15 protein-coding genes are annotated in these 20,298 nt (G+C 39.8%); 7 read left to right on the forward strand and 8 right to left on the reverse strand.

Features of this window, described 5'->3' with window-relative positions; translation table 11 throughout:
• The first annotated feature begins 7 nt into the window (after positions 1-7).
• On the forward strand, positions 8-2,029 hold the full coding sequence (locus tag KZP23_RS12275; RefSeq protein WP_226332013.1) for a heavy metal translocating P-type ATPase: 2,022 nt from the start codon (positions 8-10) through the stop codon (positions 2,027-2,029).
• Positions 2,030-2,033: 4 nt separating this feature from the next.
• Here KZP23_RS12275 and KZP23_RS12280 read toward each other — a convergent pair whose 3' ends face one another.
• Positions 2,034-3,329, reverse strand: coding sequence for an acetyl-CoA hydrolase/transferase family protein (locus KZP23_RS12280; RefSeq protein ID WP_226332014.1), 1,296 nt, complete (start codon positions 3,327-3,329; stop codon positions 2,034-2,036).
• Positions 3,330-3,670: 341 nt separating this feature from the next.
• Between KZP23_RS12280 and KZP23_RS12285 the strand changes: the two genes are divergently transcribed.
• The 5 genes from KZP23_RS12285 (at position 3,671) to KZP23_RS12305 (ending at position 11,684) form a co-directional block, all read left to right on the forward strand.
• Positions 3,671-7,051, forward strand: a complete 3,381-nt coding sequence (locus KZP23_RS12285) for a methylmalonyl-CoA mutase family protein (RefSeq protein WP_226332015.1) — start codon at positions 3,671-3,673, stop codon at positions 7,049-7,051.
• Positions 7,052-7,119: 68 nt separating this feature from the next.
• Positions 7,120-7,533, forward strand: coding sequence for an OsmC family protein (locus KZP23_RS12290; RefSeq protein WP_226332016.1), 414 nt, complete (start codon positions 7,120-7,122; stop codon positions 7,531-7,533).
• The gene (locus KZP23_RS12295; RefSeq protein ID WP_226332017.1) at positions 7,530-7,769 is read left to right on the forward strand and encodes a hypothetical protein; all 240 of its coding nucleotides are present in this window, start codon (positions 7,530-7,532) and stop codon (positions 7,767-7,769) included. The genes KZP23_RS12290 and KZP23_RS12295 overlap by 4 nt, the downstream gene beginning before the upstream one ends.
• 26 nt (positions 7,770-7,795) lie before the next feature.
• Positions 7,796-8,806 (forward strand): cache domain-containing protein, encoded by a 1,011-nt coding sequence (locus KZP23_RS12300; protein WP_226332018.1) that lies wholly within the window; start codon positions 7,796-7,798, stop codon positions 8,804-8,806.
• A gap of 61 nt (positions 8,807-8,867) precedes the next feature.
• The gene (locus KZP23_RS12305; protein WP_226332019.1) at positions 8,868-11,684 is read left to right on the forward strand and encodes a PAS domain-containing hybrid sensor histidine kinase/response regulator; all 2,817 of its coding nucleotides are present in this window, start codon (positions 8,868-8,870) and stop codon (positions 11,682-11,684) included.
• 52 nt (positions 11,685-11,736) lie between these two features.
• On the opposite strand, the gene KZP23_RS12310 is transcribed toward KZP23_RS12305, so the two are convergent.
• The 6 genes from KZP23_RS12310 to KZP23_RS12335 form a co-directional block, all read right to left on the reverse strand.
• On the reverse strand, positions 11,737-13,032 hold the full coding sequence (locus KZP23_RS12310; RefSeq protein ID WP_226332020.1) for a dihydrolipoamide acetyltransferase family protein: 1,296 nt from the start codon (positions 13,030-13,032) through the stop codon (positions 11,737-11,739).
• A gap of 84 nt (positions 13,033-13,116) precedes the next feature.
• A complete protein-coding gene (locus KZP23_RS12315; RefSeq protein ID WP_226332021.1) occupies positions 13,117-14,373 on the reverse strand; it encodes a competence/damage-inducible protein A in 1,257 nt (418 codons plus the stop codon).
• Between the two features lie 18 nt (positions 14,374-14,391).
• The gene (locus tag KZP23_RS12320) at positions 14,392-14,910 is read right to left on the reverse strand and encodes a dihydrofolate reductase (protein WP_226332022.1); all 519 of its coding nucleotides are present in this window, start codon (positions 14,908-14,910) and stop codon (positions 14,392-14,394) included.
• 86 nt (positions 14,911-14,996) lie between these two features.
• Positions 14,997-15,923: a hypothetical protein gene (locus tag KZP23_RS12325; RefSeq protein WP_226332023.1), complete on the reverse strand. Its 927-nt coding sequence runs from the start codon at positions 15,921-15,923 to the stop codon at positions 14,997-14,999.
• Between the two features lie 206 nt (positions 15,924-16,129).
• Positions 16,130-17,050, reverse strand: a complete 921-nt coding sequence (gene fmt / locus KZP23_RS12330) for a methionyl-tRNA formyltransferase (RefSeq protein ID WP_226332024.1) — start codon at positions 17,048-17,050, stop codon at positions 16,130-16,132.
• 19 nt (positions 17,051-17,069) lie between these two features.
• Positions 17,070-18,281 carry an exo-beta-N-acetylmuramidase NamZ family protein gene (locus tag KZP23_RS12335; protein ID WP_226332025.1) on the reverse strand — a complete coding sequence of 404 codons (1,212 nt, stop codon included), beginning with the start codon at positions 18,279-18,281 and terminating at the stop codon, positions 17,070-17,072.
• Positions 18,282-18,321: 40 nt separating this feature from the next.
• Between KZP23_RS12335 and KZP23_RS12340 the strand changes: the two genes are divergently transcribed.
• Complete coding sequence (locus KZP23_RS12340) at positions 18,322-19,542, forward strand: ABC transporter permease (RefSeq protein ID WP_226332026.1); 1,221 nt, start codon at positions 18,322-18,324, stop codon at positions 19,540-19,542.
• Here KZP23_RS12340 and KZP23_RS12345 read toward each other — a convergent pair.
• A complete protein-coding gene (locus KZP23_RS12345) occupies positions 19,520-20,281 on the reverse strand; it encodes a polyprenol monophosphomannose synthase (RefSeq protein WP_226332027.1) in 762 nt (253 codons plus the stop codon). The genes KZP23_RS12340 and KZP23_RS12345 overlap by 23 nt on opposite strands.
• Between the last annotated feature and the right edge of the window lie 17 nt (positions 20,282-20,298).

Genomic DNA, 20,298 nt, shown 5'->3' on the forward strand with positions numbered 1-20,298 from the left:
AGAAGTAATGGAACATCAACATCATAAAGGTCATGATCATTCAAATCATGACAAACAGCATGAGGAAGGTGGTCATCATAACCATCATGAGCATATGCTTGAGGATTTTAAGAAGAGATTTTGGGTGTCTATAGTACTCACTATTCCCATACTTTTTCATTCTAAGATGATACAAGGGTGGTTGGGGATAGATTTTGGTTATCAAGGGGATAAATATGTGTTGTTTGTTTTGTCCTCAATAGTGTATTTCTACGGCGGCTGGCCCTTTCTAAAAGGCTTGGTAAGTGAACTTAGAAAAGGGAAACCAGCTATGATGACTTTGATTTCCTTAGCCATAACTGTTGCCTATGGCTATAGTTCAGCTACTGTTTATGGACTGGAGGGTAAGGGGTTCTTTTGGGAGTTGGCTACATTGATAGACCTGATGTTACTGGGACATTGGATAGAGATGAAGTCTGTGATGGGAGCCTCAGGAGCCTTGGACGAGTTGGCCAAGTTAATGCCTTCCGAAGCTCATCTACTCCATGATAATGGAGAAACCAAGGAGGTTAAAATTACCGATTTGAAAGTTGGGGATTTGGTATTGATTAAGCCAGGGGAGAAGATTCCAGCTGATGGAAAGGTGGTGGATGGAAGCAGTTATGTAAACGAAGCCATGCTTACAGGGGAGTCTAAACCAGTGAAGAAAGAAAAGGGTGATGAGGTTGTCGGAGGGGGGATTAATGAACAAGGTTCTTTAAAGGTGGAGGTAAAAGGTGTAGGAGAAGAGGCTTATTTGTCCAGGGTGATAGGAATGGTCAAGTCAGCACAGGAAACCAAGTCAAAAACACAGAACTTGGCGGACAAGGCCGCTGGTTGGTTGTTTTATATTTCCTTGGGAGCTGGTTTGATTACCATTGTCATTTGGCTACTGATGGGGAAAGACTTTGATTTTGCATTGGAAAGAATGGTAACAGTGATGATTATAGCCTGTCCTCATGCTTTAGGGTTGGCCATTCCTTTGGTATCGGCAATTTCTACCTCTGCATCAGCCAAGCAGGGGTTGTTGATCAGGAATAGAACTGCCTTTGAAAAATCCAGAAAAGTGAGCACTGTGATCTTTGATAAGACGGGGACTTTGACGGAAGGAGATTTTGCTGTAAGGGAAGTAAAAGCTTTAAGTGAAGATTATAATGAAGAAGATATTTTAAAATTGGCAGGAGCCATTGAAAGTGAATCAGAGCATCCCATTGCAAATGGAATCATGAAAAAGGTGAAGGAAGAAGGAGTGAAAATTCATGAATTAACTTCTTTTGAAAATATAACCGGGGAGGGAGTTAAAGGTGTTGTAAACAGAGAAGAGCTGATGATTGGAGGTCCTGGGCTTTTGAAGAAGCTTAATATTGATATTCCCCAAGTTGATAATAGTGGAGGTGATGAAACTAGGGTATATGTTGTGACAGAATCGAATTTGATAGGTTATTTGACCCTTTCCGATCAAGTCAGGGAATCATCGAGTCAGGCAGTTAATTACCTAAAGCAACAAGATATAAAGGTTTTAATGGCCACTGGTGATGATGAATCAGCAGCCAAGTCTGTCAGTGATCAGCTTGGTCTTGATGGCTATTATGCTGAAGTATTACCCGAGGATAAGAAGGATATCATCCAGAAATTCCAGAAAGAGGGAGAAGTGGTTTTGATGACAGGTGATGGCGTGAACGATGCCCCGGCATTGGCACAAGCAGATATTGGGGTAGCCATTGGATCAGGAACTGATGTGGCTGCAGAAACTGCTGATATCGTTTTGGTAAATAGCAATCCCAGGGATATTGCTGCAATCATTGATTTTGGAAAGGCTACCTATAATAAAATGGTCCAAAACCTTTTTTGGGCAACAGCATACAATGCCATTGCCCTTCCATTGGCTACGGGTTTCGTGCCCAGTTTGGTGATCAGTCCTGCCTTGGGAGCTGTTTTGATGAGCCTAAGTACCGTTGTTGTTGCATTGAATGCCCAGTTGCTTAAAAAGACCCTGAAAAGAGCAAAATGAATACTTAAGAAGTCCTGTAACTATTGGAACCAAACCGTTTGATGATGGATTCTTCCAGCATATCCCGGTGTTCTGGAGCGGCTATTTTCATTAGTTCCAAGGCCCTTTGGCGCAGGTTCTTTCCATAAAGATAAGCAGTTCCATATTCGGTGACCACATAGTGCATGTGGGCCCTGGTGGTAACTACTCCAGCTCCTTCCTTGAGGAAAGGAACTATTTTGGAAACACCTTTATTGGTTTTGGAAGTCATGGCCATAATGGGTTTGCCACCTTCAGCCAGTGCTGCTCCTCTCATAAAGTCCATTTGTCCGCCCACTCCTGAAAAATGATAGCTACCAATCGAGTCAGCACAGACTTGGCCAGTAAGGTCCATTTCAATGCATGAATTAATGGAAATTACTTTGGGGTTTCTACGTATAACAGCCGTGTCGTTGACATAGGCAGCTTCATGGAAAGAAACGACAGGATTGTCATCGATAAAGTCATATAGTTTCCTGTTACCAACAGCAAATGAGGAGACTATTTTGCCAGGGTGTTTTGCCTTGAATTTATTGGTCAGTGCCCCGCTTTTCATAAGTCCCAATACACCATTGGAAAACATTTCTGTATGTATGCCTAAGTCCTTATGTTGGTGAAGTGCATCCAGGACGGCGTCAGGGATAGCGCCAATGCCCATTTGCAAAGTGGAACCATCTTCAATCAAATCAGCGCAAAAATGGCCGATATTTTTTTCTTTTTCTCCGATTTTTGCTCCATAATCTACTTCCGGAAGTGGATCATTGGCCTCTATGATATGTTCAAAACTGCTAATGTGTACCAGACCATCTCCGTGGGATCTGGGCATGTTTTTATTGATTTGGGCTATGGCAACCTTACTTACTTCCAATGCTGGTTTGGCCACATCCACAGAAACCCCCAAGGAACAATATCCATGTGCATCAGGTGGAGAAACATTCACAATCGCCACATCTATTGGGAGAATATTTCTTCTGAATAAAATACCAATTTCACTCAGGAAAATAGGGACGTATCCACCGCGGCTAGAGTTGACAGCTGTTCTGACATTGGCAGAGACAAAAAGTGAATTGATGAAGAAGCTTTCATTGTATGGCGCCTCAGTTAATGGCATTTCCCCTAATGTGGTAATGGAAACCACTTCCACATCTGATAATTCTTTATGCCTCTTAGCCAGGGCTTTTAAAAGGGTAGCTGGAGTAGCGGCGCTGCCATGAACGAAAATGCGATCGTGACTTTTAACAACTTTGACTGCTTCTTCTGGGGTGGTATAGGGATAATTCATATTGTAAGTGTTTATGAATCAATGATCTAATGGTTTTAAATTTAAGCTTTTATCTTGATCTCCTTGCAAAGGAAGGAGATTAATGGGGAAAAAAGTTTGACTTTTGTCAGCTTATGGCCTGATGTTTAACAAAGGTCAATTAATATGGGAATTGGATTAGTGATTTCAAATATTTATGGAGTTTGATTTAGAATGTTTGAAATATTATTTGGAATAGTGCAGTGGTTTCTCAGGATTTTACTGATATGATTTTGTTATATTCGCATAGAAGTTCAAGGCCGATAAATGAAATGCAATTATAATTAAGGAGCCTTTATAAGTTTATAATTAACCCAAAATTCATGCTTTCTGAAATAAAAAAATATAAGCCCAAAAACCATATTAGAATTGTCACAGCAGCTTCTTTGTTTGATGGCCATGATGCGGCCATCAATATCATGAGAAGGATAATTCAGTCCGTTGGCTGTGAGGTGATCCATCTTGGTCATAACCGTTCCGTTCAGGAAATCGTTGATTGTGCTATTCAAGAAGATGTTCAGGCGATAGCCATCACTTCTTACCAAGGTGGACATTTGGAATTCTTTAAGTACATGTTTGATTTACTCAAAGAAAAAGGAGCAGGACATATTAAGGTTTTTGGCGGTGGAGGGGGGACGATTCTTCCAGAGGAAATAAAAGAACTTCATGATTATGGCATTTGTAGAATTTATTCTCCAGATGATGGGAGGGAAATGGGCCTTCAGGGAATGATCAATGATTTGGTCGAGCAATGTGATTTTCCCTTAGGGCATGATATGATTAAGGATATAAAGTTGGACAAAAAGTGTCCGCTAAACTTGGCCAAAGTGATCTCTGCTGCTGAGAATTTTCCTGAAGAGAATGCTGGGGTTTTGGCAGCCATGAGGAAAGCAGTTAAGGGACTGTCAGTGCCAGTGTTAGGTATAACAGGTACAGGAGGGGCTGGAAAATCTTCATTGGTAGATGAATTGGCGAGAAGGTTCTTAAGGGATTTTGATGATAAATATTTGGCGATCATTTCAGTGGATCCATCTAAAAGAAAGACAGGAGGAGCGTTGTTAGGAGACAGGATCAGAATGAATGCGATCCATCATCCTAGAGTTTATATGCGCTCATTGGCCACGCGCCAAGCCAACTTGGCCCTATCAAAGCATGTGAAAGACGCTGTGGATATGGCCAAACTTGCAGGTTTTGATCTGGTGATTTTAGAGACTTCGGGGATTGGGCAGTCGGATACAGAAATCACGGAACATGCTGATCTTTCCTTGTATGTAATGACACCTGAATATGGGGCAGCTACCCAGCTGGAAAAGATTGATATGCTTGACTTTGCTGATTTGATTGCCTTGAACAAATTCGATAAAAAAGGCGCAATGGATGCATTGAGGGATGTGAAGAAGCAGTATCAAAGGAATCATGAACTTTGGGAGGCAAAGGAAGAAGCGCTTCCAGTATATGGTACCATCGCTTCCCAGTTTAATGATCCGGGAATGAACCGATTGTATTATGAGCTCATGGCCGAACTTAGCAATAAGTGTAAAGCCCCATTTGCAGTGGAAAGTGAAGTAGCCAAAGGAGGGACTGAAAAGCAATTTATTATACCTCCTTCAAGAAGTAGGTATTTGGCTGAGATCGTTGAAAATAATAGGGCATACGATCGATGGGTGGAACAGCAGCAAGAAATAGCCCAGCGATTATATGGTATTAAAAAATCCCTAGAAGCACTGGAGCATATAGGAATAGAAGAAAAAAACCAGGTGGAATCGGGATTGAAACAGGCTTATGAGAAAGTAGAACTGGAATTGGATCCCAAAAATAAGCAATGGTTGTCCTTATGGCCAGAGACAAAAAAGAAATACGAAGCCGACCTTTTTACTTTTAAGGTTAGAGATAAAGAGATAAATATCAAGACTTCTTCCCGCTCTTTATCGGGGACTAAAATACCAAAGATCTCCTTACCTAAATATGAAGCGTGGGGAGATATATTGAAATGGGGCTTGACAGAAAATGTTCCCGGCGCTTTTCCGTTTACGGCAGGAGTCTTTCCTTTTAAAAGAGAAGGAGAGGATCCAACCAGAATGTTTGCAGGTGTGGGTGGACCAGAAAGAACCAATAAACGCTTTCATTATGTGTCTAAGGACATGCCCGCAAAGCGGCTGTCCACGGCTTTTGATTCGGTGACCTTGTATGGGGAGGACCCGGATTACCGTCCCGATATTTATGGGAAAATAGGTAATTCTGGCGTAAATATTTGTTGTCTTGATGATATGAAAAAGCTGTATTCAGGTTTTGATCTGGCTAGTCCCCAGACTTCAGTATCGATGACTATTAATGGCCCCGCTGCTACAATGACAGCATTTTTTATGAACGCGGCCATTGACCAACAGTGTGAGTTTTATATCAAGGAGAATGGACTGGAAGAAGAGGTCAATAAAAAGATTGATGAGCTATATCAAGAGAAAGGTATAGAGCGACCTATTTATAATGGAAACCTACCAGAAGGGCATGATGGGCTGGGATTAATGCTATTAGGAGTGACAGGAGATCAGGTGCTGCCTATAGAGGTATATGAGGAAATCAAATCCAGCACATTGACAAAAGTAAGGGGGACTGTTCAGGCGGATATTCTCAAAGAGGATCAGGCACAAAATACCTGTATTTTTTCGACCGAATTTTCCTTAAGGCTGATGGGAGATGTTCAGCAGTATTTTATTGATCAAGGAGTGAGGAATTTTTATTCAGTATCTATCTCTGGCTATCATATTGCCGAGGCTGGTGCTAACCCTATTACTCAATTGGCATTGACCTTATCCAATGGGTTTACCTATGTGGAATATTATGTCTCGAGGGGGATGGATATCAATAAATTTGCTCCCAATCTTTCTTTCTTTTTTTCCAATGGGATCGATCCAGAGTATGCGGTGATTGGAAGGGTGGCCAGGCGGATTTGGGCTAAGGCCATGAAAATGAAATATGGTGCCAATCAAAGGTCTCAGATGTTAAAATACCATATACAGACCTCAGGGCGGTCTTTGCATGCGCAGGAAATTGATTTTAATGATATCAGGACGACACTTCAGGCTCTGTATGCTATTTATGATAATTGTAATTCTTTACATACGAATGCTTATGATGAGGCGATTACCACTCCGACAGAATCATCGGTAAGAAGGGCCATGGCCATTCAATTGATCATTAATAAGGAGTTGGGCTTGACCAAAAATGAAAACCCGATACAAGGAGCTTTTATTATAGAAGAGCTGACAGATCTTGTAGAAGAAGCTGTTTATGTAGAGTTTGAGAGGATTTCTGAGCGTGGAGGTGTCTTGGGGGCCATGGAGACCATGTACCAAAGAGGGAAAATCCAAGAGGAAAGTATGTACTATGAAACCCTTAAGCATACAGGTGAATACCCAATCATCGGGGTGAATACTTTTTTGTCTTCTCAAGGTTCACCGACAGTTAGACCTGGTGAGGTGATCAGGGCTGATAAGGAAGAAAAAGAAAGTCAGATAAAAGAACTTCGAAATCTTCATTTAAAATACCGATCTTTGTCGACTGAATTAATCAGAGAGCTTAAAAGTGCTGCTTTGAGAAATGAAAATATCTTTGAAAAACTGATGGAAGCAGGCAAGCATTGTTCATTGGGACAGATTACACAGGCTTTATATGAAGTCGGCGGTCAATACCGAAGAAACATGTGATGAACTCAGATTGGATAAGAAGAGTTTAAGTAATAACCAATAACGCGTTTTAGTAAATAAATAATAATATGGCGAAAAGAAATGTAACCGTTACGATGAAAGCTGACTATGAGTATGAAGCGGTGAATCCCCAAGGAAATAAAGTGCTCATCGATATGTATGATCCAGAAAAGAAGCAACACCAATCTCCAATGGACTTGGTATTGTCTGCTGTGGCCAGTTGTGCCTCTGTCGATGCCGTGTTGATGATGAAGAAAAAAAGGAAGACAGTAGAAAATTTTAAAGTGGAGACTGAAGGAGATAGAAATGATGGTGTACCTGCATTCTATAAGACCATCCATATGAATTTTGTGCTTACATCTCCAGATGCAACGGAAGAAGAATTTGCCAAGGTGGTTAAATTAGCTGTAGATAAATATTGCTCTGTTTCCGCGTCTTTGAGTGCAGAAATTAGCTATAGCTCTGAGGTGAAGCGACCATGAGGGTAATAAAAGAATTTACTGAAAAAGACATCCGGATCTCCATTTTTTCCTGGAATAACAAGTATCTCATTAAATATGAACAGGGGATGATTGAACAAACCTTTAAGGTTAATGAGATGGATATTCTGGAAGAGAGTGATTTGGATGCCTTTTTTACATCGGAATTTTTGGAAAATGTCCAAAAAAGATTTGACGAGATGCATCAAACACTTAGAAATCAAATTGAAAATATTTAAATTCGGAATAGTTTAAATATTTAAAGATGAAATATAGATTTTTTTTATTGATCTGGTGCATATTAGCTTTTTTTTGCGGATGTTCTGAAGAAAAAAGTGAGCTTCATCCTGAGGAATTTGAATTGTTAGATTCCATTGTTTATAGAATAGAATCTAAATTATATCCTTTGGAAAAGGATATAGATGAGCTGTCTGCTTATGCAGCGTATTTATTTGCGCATAAAGATCAGTATGCACTCAAAGCGAAGAAAGAGCAGTATAAAAATACGGAACAGGGTGTGATTTATCGGGAAAGCGCTAAGGAAGATGTCAGCAGTGTATTTGTTAGTGTTATTACCCCAGACAGGACCGAAGCAATTCATCAGGTGTATTATACAGAAGCTTTGGATTCTGCTTTTACCCATGTTTTGGCGGATCAGCCATTAATTAGTCAGGTATACTTTAATACTAGATTTCAAATGTGCCGGATATATCCTCAATTGGACGTGCTGAGTGTGTTTGAAGATGACCTGGACCTTACCAAATTCAATTTTTATTTTATGGCTGATGAGGTCAGGAACCCTGAAAAGAAGCGGAAATGGCTTAAGGATATATATATAGATCCTGCAGGGAGAGGATGGATATTGTCATTAATTCATCCGGTTTATCATAATCAAGAGCTGCAGGGAGTGATGGGGTTGGATATTACGGTAAATGATCTAATTAGCGAATTTTTAAGTTATAAAGATAAGAAGTTGGTTTTGGTGGATGATTCAGGGAATGTGGTAGCCGGCACTTCTGATGCAATAGAAATTTTGAAATTGCCGCCATTGCGGAACCACACCTATGTGGAAACCATCAATTCAAATAATTTTCGGAGGGAAGACTATAATTTATTTAAGTCAAAAAGTAAGGAAGTAAGGAAAATGGTTTCCAAATTTATCCTTGAAAAGGACAATAAATTTATATTGGACGGGGAGTATGATTCTAAAAAATACAAGGCCTTATGCAGACCAATGGATTTAATTGAATGGTATTTGATCGATATAGAAGGGTAGTGCTCAGAAGATGTTAGGGAAAACAAAACAACATAAATTCCAATTATTTACATGGATGTCCATGGGGTCCATTGTTATTATCCTTTTTTTGGCTTATTTTTTTTACAATGCCCTTTCGAAAAACCTAATTGGCTACAGTCAACAGTTTTTAAGTAAACAAGTGGAAATCGCTTCCAACGAATCCCAACGGAAATTCAATAATTTGTTTGAGGACCTTAGTTTTTTTACCAAAAACTTGGAAAGTTATGATGATTTGGAGTCGGATAATAAGAAGCAGGTGCTGGAGGGAAGAATTAGGAGACTTTTAAGTTCATATGGGACTTTAGTGGATACTTTGTTTATCGCTAAGCAAGGAAGTACCAAAGGTTACTTGGTCAAAGGAAATAATTATTTTGAGGAAATTGAGGTTTCTACAACTAAGGAATTTGCAGGCAGGGACAGGTACCTGATCATAAAAAGTCATGACCGGATATTTAAAGTGGTTGTTTCTTTAAATGTTGGAGCATTTTTAGCGGATTTTGCGTCCAACCATTACCTAGGGGAAGGAGGATTTAAATTTTACTTTCAAGAAGATAAGGCCAGGGTGATTAGTCCGGACTTATCAGAAGGAGAAGTTATTTCCTTTTATCCGGGCCTAAAGCGAGAAATTGACAATGAAATAAAAGGTGGACTTAAAGGAGTCTATGATGGAGAGTTGATTTGGAATACATCAGGTGCCAAACGGATCAATGCCATCATTGCACAATATCCTTTTAACTTGCACCCACTTAGGTCCAATTATGCCTTTGTGTTTGCACGTGACAGGGAAGTCGTGGTAGCCAGGATTTTCAATACCTACATGTTGCTTCTGGTGGGCCTTTTCATTTTGCTGTTGTTTATTATCTATTTTATGATCAAACACTTCCGCAGCATTAATAGCAATAATTATAAACTTCAGAAAAAATCGGGGGAGATAAATAGACTTTTTGATCAGCAGACCCTATTGTTGCAAGGGACCAAAGGATTCGTTTATTTTCATGATGCAAATGGGAAGATTACCAATGTCAGTGATAATCTTATCGATGTATTGGGTTATGAAAAAGAGGAGTTTCTTAATAATCAGAATAGGAATTATTTGATTCCTGAGGAATTCACAAAACTTAGGTCCGAAGTGGATAAGGCCATTGAGAATAAGGATGAATATTTGGAATTTGAGCTGAACAATATCAAAAAGGATGGCTCCGTGATTAGGGTTAAATGTTTCGAAAGGTTGTTTTATGATGATGAGGGCAATTTTACAAATAGTGTAGGGATCAGCACTGATATACATGAGAAATATCTTGCAGAACAAGAGCTGATCAAAAGTGAAAATAGGCTTAGGGCCGTATTGAACAGTTTACCTGATATTATTTTTATTTATAATAATGAAGGCATATTTACGGATTATTATGTGCAATCAATGGAATTGCTGTTCGTTCCTCCAGAAGAAGCAATGGGGAAATATCTGGGAGATGTGATGCCATATCCCTTGAATGAAAAATTGGTAGCCGCTTTTAACAGGGTCTTGGAAACAGGGCGGGTCCAGACAGAAGAAATGGATATAAATCTAAAGAGTGGAAGGAAGTTTTTTCAGGCCAGATTTTTCAAACTAGATGATAAAAGGGTGATTTCTGTTGCGCGTGATATCACAGAGCAGAAACTATGGGAAAATGGTTTGAAGGAAGCCAAAGAGATGGCAGAGGGTGCCAATAGAGCAAAATCGGAATTTTTGGCCAGCATGAGTCATGAAATAAGGACGCCTATGAATGGACTTTTGGGTATGATAGGACTTTTAGAAGGGACAAAGCTAAATGAAGAGCAGGAGCAGTATGTAAAGGTGATCAAGGATTCGGGCGAATCACTTTTGGTGATCATCAAGGATATCCTGGATTATTCTAAAATTGAAGAGGGTAGGTTAGAGCTAGACCTGGTAGACTTTAATATCGTTGAGGAAATATATAAAGTGACCAATATCTTTTCTGGTTTGATGTCTGCAAAAGCGCTGAAATTTGGTTTGCATATCGACGATGATTTGCCAAGGTGGATGACTTTGGATAAGGAAAAACTCAAACAGATACTGTTCAATATCCTTGGTAATGCCATTAAGTTCACGCCTGCAGGAGGTGAGATCAATCTCAGTGTGAAGGGGGAGTCAGTCATGGACAAAAACTATATGATTTCTTTTTTGATCAAAGATTCAGGCATAGGTATTCCCAAGGATAAAATCGAGAAGCTTATCCATCCTTTTACTCAGGTGGGACATGGAAACGCTGGTGAAAAAAATGGCTCTGGACTTGGGTTGGCTATCGCCAATAAATTAATAGAGTTGATGGGAGGAAGCTTGGATATTGAAAGTGAGCCAGGCAACGGTTCCGAATTTTCTTTTTCAGTATTTGGCAGGGTAGCTATACCGAAAGCTGGAGATACTTTCTCGAGTATTGAAGATGCTAAAAATGAGGGTGTTATCAATAAGATTTCAGAAAGGTATCCATTGTCTATATTATTAGTGGAGGATAATGAAATCAACCTCAAGTTTATGGTGCTTTTGATGAAGCAGTTGGGGTATGAAGTGGATACTGCGAGCAACGGAGAGGAGGCCATTGCCGCAGTAGAGAAAAGGGATTATGATTTGATCTTCATGGATTACCAAATGCCTTTTATGAATGGGTTGCAAGCTTCAAAAGCCATAAAGGCTCTGAAAAAAGGCAAGAATGTTCGGATTATAGGGCTTTCTGCCAATGTGTTTAAAGAGGATATTGAGAAGGCTTTGATGTCAGGTATGGACGACTACTTGACCAAACCCATAAAAATCCAAGAATTGGTAAATAAGATAAAGACTTCTTTTGAAATTATTTCATAAAAAAAAAACCGAAGTACTCATGCTTCGGTTTTTTTAGCTGTTATATTTTCAATTATAGTTTAGTCTCTATATCGAATGACTCTAAGTATTCGGCTACACGCTTCACAAACATACCTCCCAATGATCCATCCACCACCCTGTGGTCATAAGAATGAGAAAGGAACATTTTGTGCCTGATAGCAATCACATCGCCAGTGGGCGTTTCTATCACAGCTGGTTTTTTAGTGATGGCTCCTACAGCCATGATGGCTACTTGTGGCTGCACTATGATCGGCGTGCCCATCACATTTCCAAATGACCCCACGTTGGAAAGGGTATAAGTTCCCCCAGATAAATCATCCGCTCCCAATTTGTTGTTTCTGGCGCGATTGGCCAGATCATTGATCTTTTTAGAAAGTCCCACCAAGTTTAATTCATTGGCTTTTTTGATGACAGGCACAATCAAGTTGCCACTGGGCAAGGCCACTGCAATACCAATATTGATGTCCTTTTTCTTTATGATTTTAGTTCCATCAACGGATATGTTGATCATTGGGAAGTCCTGTATGGCCTTGGCTAAGGCATGGACAAAGAATGGGGTGAAAGTAATTGGTTCGCCCTCTTTCTTTTTGTATTCATCTTTGACCTTGTTTCTCCATAGCACAATATTGGTAACATCAGCTTCTACAAATGACGTTACATGAGGAGATATTCTTTTGGATTCCAGCATTCTTTCTGAAATCATTTTCCTCATTCTATCCATTTCAATGATTTCGTCTCCGGCACTGATACTTGGAGCGGGAGTTCCGGATATCAATTGGTCTGTTTGCTGAACACTGGCTTTTCGGTTTTTCAGGTAGCTCAGTATATCGTTTTTGGTAACTCTACCGTCTTTTCCGGTGCCTGGTACAGTAGAAAGCTCCTCCTTGCTTATGTTTTCTTCCTTTGCAATACTTTGCACCAATGGAGAATAAAACCTGTCATCATTTGTGTTGCTTACTTTGGCAGCACTGCCCATGATGGTAGAAGTTTGTGCAGGGGCAACAGCCAAAATTTCCTCTTTTTCTTCTGTTTCTTTGGGCTCTGTAATGCTGACTTCAGGTATTTGTTCATTTTCTTCTACCTCTCCTTTCACTTCAATGATAGCAATAGGAGCTCCCACAGCAACTACATCACCTTCATTAACGAGGATTTTTTTCAATACTCCTGCGTGTGATGAGGGAACTTCGGTATCCACCTTGTCTGTAGCTACTTCCAAAACTGATTCATCCTGTTCAATGGAATCTCCCTCGCTTTTTAGCCAAGTAAGGATGGTGCCTTCAATAATACTTTCACCCATTTTGGGCATTACCATTTCTACAGTTGCCATGCTATATTTATTTAATTGGGCTATTTATCTAAATTTAAAATTATATTTTAATGATGTGTTTCCAAAATAGTTGTGTCAAAACTTTCAATTGTTTTCTTTGGAAATTACCTTTCTCAATAAACTTAATACTGCAATTGCAGAATATTGAATATTCAATGCTCTATTATGGGCCAATTGTAATTTTTGGGTGACAGTGCCACTTTCACTGGCGCAGGCTATCCAAACTGTGCCCACGGGTTTTTCTGGGCTGCCTCCTCCTGGTCCTGCAATTCCGCTACTGGCAAGTCCATAGTCCGATTTGAATTTTTTTCTGACCATTTCTGACATCTCTATTACTGTTTCTTCACTGACAGCTCCATGGGCTTCCAATGTGCTGTTTTTTACGCCTAATAAATCAGCTTTGAACTGGTTATGGTAAGGAATAATAGCGCCATTGAAGTATTCACTGCTGCCCGCCACACTTGTAATCAAATGGGAAATATAACCTCCTGTACAGCTCTCTGCCAAAGCTACCGTTTTGCCTTTGGTCTTCAAAAGTCTCCCTATGGCATTTTGCAGTTCATCCTGATCATATCCGTATATATAGGATTGTATAAATGGAGTGACTTTATCTATTTGGATTTGTACGTCCTTTTCCAGTTGGTCAAGGGCTGTACCAAAGGCTGTGAGTCTAAGTTTGACCTGACCCAGAGAAGGCAGATAAGCCAATTTGATATGCTCGGGTAAATCATCCTCCCACTTATGGATTAAGTCAGCTAACCAACTTTCTCCAATACCAACTGTTTTGATGACTTTGTGGTAAATGACTGGCAAGGGAAAAATATCTTGGACCTTTGGTAGCACAAAGCTTTCCATCAAATGCTTCATCTCATGTGGTACGCCTGGCATGGACATCCATACAGTGCCATTTTCTTCAAACCACATTCCTGGAGCCGTTCCCCTCTCATTTTTGATATATTGACATTTGCTTGGAAGATGTCCCTGGAGTTCATTTAACCGAGTAAGTTCTCGCCCCCTTTTAGTGAAAAAATCTCTGACGTCCTCAATGGCATTTTTCACAGGAATAATGTCGCATTGGAAATATTTGGCCAATAGGGGCTTGGTAAGGTCATCTTTGGTAGGCCCCAAACCTCCTGTGATCAGTACGATATCAGCTCTGGCTTCAGCACTGGAGAAGGCATGTAGGATGTCTTTTTCATTATCCCCAACAGTTGTTTTGCGAACAACTCTTACTCCAATTTTGTCCAATTCCTTGCTGATCCAGTGACTATTGGTGTCCATGATCTGCCCATAAAGCAACTCGTCTCCAATAGCTATAATTTCTGCGGTTATTTCTTTCATAGGATGTTATCAAGCACTTTAGGCACGTTTGTACGTGATGAAACTAAAGTCATATTCATTTTTCTCATCTTTTTGATGAGTTTCTTTTTGGACGATCTTCCAGTCCTCAGGATCGATACTGGGGAAATAGGTGTCTCCCTCTGGATGACAATCCACCTCGGTAATGAGCAGTTCATCAGTAAAGGCTAAGGCCTGCTTATAAATCTCTCCACCACCGATGATAAATACTTTTTCTTGATGGTTCTTTTTTGTCAGCTCAAGGGCATCTTGAAGATCATGTACAATATAATGGCCCTCGGGAATAGAATATTCCGAATTTCTGGTGATCACGATGGAGGTCCTATTGGGAAGGGGCTTACCCATAGATTCGTAGGTTTTCCTGCCCATAATGATAAAATGACCGGTCGTGTGTTTTTTAAAATGCTTAAGATCAGCGGAAAGCTTCCAGATTAATTGGTTGTCCTTTCCGATAACATTGTTTTTAGCTTTGGCTACAATAATAGAAACTGTCAAAACCTTTGATTTTTTGGATTGCACAAGATACCAAGGTTTTTTGAAGCTTTAAAAAATGCCTCTCAAAAAATTTGCGATTAAATAGATGATATTTGTTGTCAATTTTTGGGTTATTGAGCTTGCATGACATTGGGGTATTCCGCCATTTTAAAATCAAAGTCTTCAGAGTTGTTGATTTCCAGTGTTTTCATGATTGAAGTACTTTTGTCGATTTTTGAGGAGTAGCTTGTCTCTAAAATATTCCCTTCAGGGAGTTTATTATATACTTTTGGATATTTGTTTCTCATAGCTTGACTATTGAAGAAATTGGAATTGGAAAAAAAAGAGGTGAATCCAGGAATAGCTTCTTTGCTTGCCCAAAAAGTAAAAGTACCATCTTCATTTTCTCCCCGGTATTCTTCGCATTCATGACCTAGGATGTTTTTTGTATTACCTGTTTTGTCAAAATTGAATTCCTCCTCTTCCATTTTTTCCATATTATTCTTTGAGCTGTTTTCAATCATTTTATTCCAATCCATTCCATAGGCCATACTACTTTTCTCATTTTTTTCATTTTCCATAAATAGAATGGTTGCATGGTTTTTGTGATCAAAAACCATAGAGACTTGCCCCTCTTTTTTTTCAGGGTTGTCCATCTTCATTGCCCAATGGTCTTGATTATTACTGTGAAGGAATCTAATTGTTGATGGATCTATCGCTTTGCCTTTTTCATCAGTTCCTGTGACTTCCATGTCTGTGTACCCTTTGAATTGGTATTGATCCTCCGTATCCACATCAAAGTTCATGCTGCCCATCATTTCTCCATAATCTATACCGGACCCTTCATAGTCAGAGCTTTCACCGAATACTCCTTCCATAAGTTCCTCCATTTTTCGCTCTGAAGCATTTTCTACTTCTTTGCTTACACGTCTTTCCACTGCATTTTCAGCGCCTTCTTGGACAGCTTTTTTTAATTTTTTGATAAATTGGGCATGTACCAGTGAAGGACTGGCCAAAAGACTGATGATTAGGACAAGTGAACGTAGATAAGCTTTCATGGTTTTATATTTTGGCTATATTAAAAATACCCAATTTTTTCTTAAGTATCTAGGAATGAGTCTCGGTAGTCTGTTTCAAATAGTGGGTTGGACAATTGGTTGAGTAAGGAAGGGTTTTGGATTAGGATCAAAGAAAAGGGCTAGATTTCCTAATTTGAATTCTAGCCCTTTAATGATGTTTTTGCTTCTTTCAAAAAGCTCTTCTTTTAGAATTTATGACCTCTTAAGAAATCTTCAATGGGCATTCTTTTTTTACCTTGCATCTGAATTTCTTTGATCTCAAGGGCACCTTGGGCAGTTTGAAAGCGTAAGTGTTTTTTATTGTCAGTTTCCATTTCTCCTATGGATTTGCCTGTTAAGTCTTTCACTACTTCGCTAGAGTATATTTTACAGGTTTTGTCTTCAATTGTAGTCCAGGCAGCAGGATAGGGAGAGAGCCCACGGATTAAATTATGGATATCTTCTGCTTTTTGATTCCAATTGATTTCACAAGTTTCCTTGAAGATTTTTGGGGCGTGGTGTAGGGCCTTACTTTCATCCTGTGGCATAGTCACTACTTCTCCCTTGCTGACTTCTTCAATGGTCTTTAGTACCAATTTGCTCCCTCTTTTCATGAGTTTTTCATAAAGAGTGCCGATATTATCTTCTGGAAGAATGGCTTCCTTTTCCTGATAAATGATACTGCCAGTGTCTATCTCATGCTTTAAGAAGAAGGTGGTGACACCGGTTTCCTTTTCTCCATTGATAATAGCCCAGTTGATGGGAGCTGCCCCGCGGTAATTGGGAAGCAAGGATGCATGGAGGTTAAAGGTTCCTCGAGGAGGCATGCTCCAAACTGATTCAGGCAGCATTCTAAAGGCAACGACTACTTGTATATCGGCTTGGTAGCTTTTTAGCTCTTCCAGAAAATCCGGGCTTTTTAAATTGGTAGGTTGTAGAACAGGGAGGTTATGCTTTAAAGCAGCTTCCTTAACAGGGGAAGGGATAAGCTTTTGTCCCCGGCCTTTTGGTTTGTCAGGTGCTGTAATCACTGCCACTACATTCCAACCGTTTTCTACTAAAATTTCTAGGGATGGTACAGCGAAATCCGGTGTACCCATATAGATGATGCGAAGATCTTTGTTCATTATGTTTTACTTTTCCTGCTTATTTATACAGTAGATATTTTTCTCTTTTGGCTTTATAGGCTTCTAAGCTTGGCTGCCAGCTGGCCTTGATTTCGTCTTCGGATTTGCCGGCAAGGATGTCTGCTTTCAATTTGTCCGTTCCGGCCAGTTTGTCAAAAAAATTATTAAAGAATTTGACTTTCAAGCCTGATTTTTGGTACATCTCCAAAAGGTACTTTAAAGTAAACTGATGGGAGAGAGGAGTGTCCCTCAAATCAGTGCCATAGCATTTTTTATTCTCATGAGGTGGATGCTTGCTCATACCATCTATGCTAACAGGAGTAAAGGTGAAATCTCCATATTTTGGATCGGGCGCACCATAAACTTGGAAGGGGAAATACGTTCCTCTTCCCACACTAATATCTGTTCCCTCAAAAAAGCATAAGGAAGGATAAAGCCTGATAGAAACATCATTTGGAAGATTTGGGGATGGCTTGATAGGCAATGAATAGTGCATGCTGTGTTCCCAGTTCGCCACAGGAACAACTGTAATGTCCGCTTTTAGCCCCCCTTTTAACCAGCCTTCCCCATTAATCATTTGCGCAAGCTCTCCCATGCTCAGGCCATGCACAACGGGTATTGGGTGCATGCCTACAAAGCTTTTGAATTTTGGGTCCAAAACTGGGCCGTCAATATAATCACCGTTAGGGTTGGGGCGGTCCATGATGATCAGTGGTTTGTTCTGTTCGGCGCATGCTTCCATGACATAATGCATCGTACTGATATAGGTGTAGAATCTCAGACCTACATCTTGGAAGTCAAATATAAGAATGTCCACATCATTCAAAACCTCAGGGGATGGCTTTTTATTGTTTCCATAAAGTGAGATTACAGGGATCCCCGTTTCCTCATCAATGTCATTTTTGATATGTTCTCCAGCATCTGCTTTTCCGCGGAAGCCATGTTCTGGTGCAAATATCTTTTGAATCTTAATATCTTGGGACAATAGAAAGTCTACCAAGTGTTGGTTGTCCTTTTGGGTCAATACACTGGTCTGGTTGGCCACTAAGCCAACACGTTTCCCCTTTAGCAAGGGCAGGTAGGCCTCAGGTTGGTCTGCAGCAGGTAGAATGACCGCTTTTTCCTTTGCAGGTTCGGACTGAATTTTCTCCTTCTCATTCGTTTGGTTTTTACAATATGCGAGGCTACCAACTAAAAAAGTCAATAGAAGTATTAATTTTAACTGCTTCATATTAATTTGCATTAGTATCTAAACAAAATAAAACACTTCATTGAACCTTTCCTACTTCATTGCTAAAAGAATTAGCTTTAAAAGAACAGGTGGATTTACCGGAACCATCCATCGCATTGCAGTAGCGAGTATTGCCATTGGCCTTTCTATACTTTTAATTTCATTTTTGATCTTGGGCGGTTTTCAACAGGTGGTTTCTGAGAAGGTTTTTTCCTTTACAGGTCATTATCAGGTTCATAAGTTTACTTCGAACAATGCTTTCGAAGAATATCCTTCCAGTAAAAACAGCCAGTTTTATAGTAATTATAAAGATTATGACTTTATCAAACATGTGCAGGACTATGCTTTTAAGCCCGGTTTGCTTAAGGGTGATGAGGAAGTACAGGGTGTTTTGCTAAAAGGGGTAAGTGAAAATTTCAATAAAGCCGCTTTTGCCCCTTCCATTATAGAAGGAAGGTTTATTGATTTTAAGAAAGACGGTGAAACTTCCTATGAAGTGCTGCTCAGTAAAAAAATCGCGGATAAGTTATTGCTTGGAATAGGGGATAAGGTGACCATGTATTTTGTACAGGATCCGCCGAGATATAGGAGATTAGAGGTAGTGGGGATATATGAGACCTATCTGGAAGACTTTGATGATAAAATGATCATAGGAGATATTCAGAATATTCGAAACCTCAATGGATGGGAAGATGATATGGTGGGTGGCTTCGAGGTCTTTTTGGATGATCCCAAAGAGATAGATGAGAAAAGCGAAGCCCTGTATGAGATGATTGATTATGATCTGAAGGTGGATAAGGTAACGGATAAGTTTATACAGATTTTTGACTGGCTTAAATTGCTGAACAATAATGTTTATGTCTTTTTAGGCCTAATCCTTTTTGTGGCTTCCTTTAATATGATTGCTATTCTCTTTATCCTTATCATGGAGCGGACTCAGATGATAGGGATGTTAAAGGCTCTGGGAAGTGCCAATAGACATATAAGAAGGATTTTTGTTTGGAATGGGATAAGGATAATTGGTAGGGGTATGCTAATAGGTAATCTGATCGGATTGGGCTTTGCTTGGATACAGTATGTGACCAGGTTTATTGGCCTTGACCCTGAGAATTATTATATGAGTTTTGTGCCTATCCAATGGAATTGGCCGGTAATTGTGGGGATCAATATTTTGGTGTTGGTAATCACTAGCTTGGTATTGTTTATACCGGCCATGGTTATCAGTAATGTTCAGCCTATTAAAGCAATTCGCTTTGACTAACTTTTGCCCGTTTATAAGGGCTGAACAGGCTTTTGAATTTCATATAGATTACCCCTAGTACGGCTTCCTTAAAAATATGAGTGGACATTTTGGAAGTTCCCTTGGTCCTATCAGTGAAGATGATCGGAATTTCGGTGATTTTGTAGCCCAACTTCCAAGCGGTGAATTTCATTTCGATCTGGAAGGCATAGCCTACAAATTTGATTTTATCCAGCTTGATCCCTTCCAAGACACTCCTGTGATAGCATTTAAATCCAGCTGTGGTATCTTTAATGGGCAAACCTGTAATGAACTGCACATATACACTGGCGAAATAGGACATCAAAACCCTTCCCATAGGCCAGTTGACCACATTCACTCCCTTAATATATCTCGATCCAATGGTCAGGTCAAAGCCATCTATAGCGCAGGACTCATACAACCTGATCAGGTCTTTGGGATTATGGGAAAAATCAGCATCCATCTCAAAGATATAATCATAATCCTTCTCAAGGGCATATTTGAAACCCGTGATATAGGCTGTTCCCAAGCCTAGTTTCCCCTTTCTTTCTATAAGGTGAATCCTACTTTCAAAGGATTGCTGGAGGTTTTTAACAATACCGGCAGTACCATCAGGGGAATTGTCATCAATGATCAAAACCTCAAAATGCCCAGCTAAGTCCATGACAGCCATGATGATGTCCTGGATATTTTCCTTTTCGTTAAAGGTAGGTATGATGACTAACTTCTTGTGATTCATATTGCAAGTCCCAAAAA

It is taken from the genome of Echinicola marina, from assembly GCF_020463795.1.
Lineage (GTDB): Bacteria > Bacteroidota > Bacteroidia > Cytophagales > Cyclobacteriaceae > Echinicola > Echinicola marina.

Bases quoted from the DNA above. Each gene is read 5' to 3' on its own strand.
- KZP23_RS12275 (WP_226332013.1), top strand. From the start codon at position 8: ATGGAACATCAACATCATAAAGGTCATGATCATTCAAATCATGACAAA.
- fmt (WP_226332024.1), bottom strand. From the start codon at position 17,050: ATGAACAAAGATCTTCGCATCATCTATATGGGTACACCGGATTTCGCT.
- KZP23_RS12305 (WP_226332019.1), top strand. From the start codon at position 8,868: ATGGGGTCCATTGTTATTATCCTTTTTTTGGCTTATTTTTTTTACAAT.
- KZP23_RS12285 (WP_226332015.1), top strand. From the start codon at position 3,671: ATGCTTTCTGAAATAAAAAAATATAAGCCCAAAAACCATATTAGAATT.
- KZP23_RS12295 (WP_226332017.1), top strand. From the start codon at position 7,530: ATGAGGGTAATAAAAGAATTTACTGAAAAAGACATCCGGATCTCCATT.
- KZP23_RS12325 (WP_226332023.1), bottom strand. From the start codon at position 15,923: ATGAAAGCTTATCTACGTTCACTTGTCCTAATCATCAGTCTTTTGGCC.
- KZP23_RS12345 (WP_226332027.1), bottom strand. From the start codon at position 20,281: ATGAATCACAAGAAGTTAGTCATCATACCTACCTTTAACGAAAAGGAA.
- KZP23_RS12315 (WP_226332021.1), bottom strand. From the start codon at position 14,373: ATGAAAGAAATAACCGCAGAAATTATAGCTATTGGAGACGAGTTGCTT.
- KZP23_RS12310 (WP_226332020.1), bottom strand. From the start codon at position 13,032: ATGGCAACTGTAGAAATGGTAATGCCCAAAATGGGTGAAAGTATTATT.
- KZP23_RS12280 (WP_226332014.1), bottom strand. From the start codon at position 3,329: ATGAATTATCCCTATACCACCCCAGAAGAAGCAGTCAAAGTTGTTAAA.
- KZP23_RS12335 (WP_226332025.1), bottom strand. From the start codon at position 18,281: ATGAAGCAGTTAAAATTAATACTTCTATTGACTTTTTTAGTTGGTAGC.
- KZP23_RS12290 (WP_226332016.1), top strand. From the start codon at position 7,120: ATGGCGAAAAGAAATGTAACCGTTACGATGAAAGCTGACTATGAGTAT.
- KZP23_RS12300 (WP_226332018.1), top strand. From the start codon at position 7,796: ATGAAATATAGATTTTTTTTATTGATCTGGTGCATATTAGCTTTTTTT.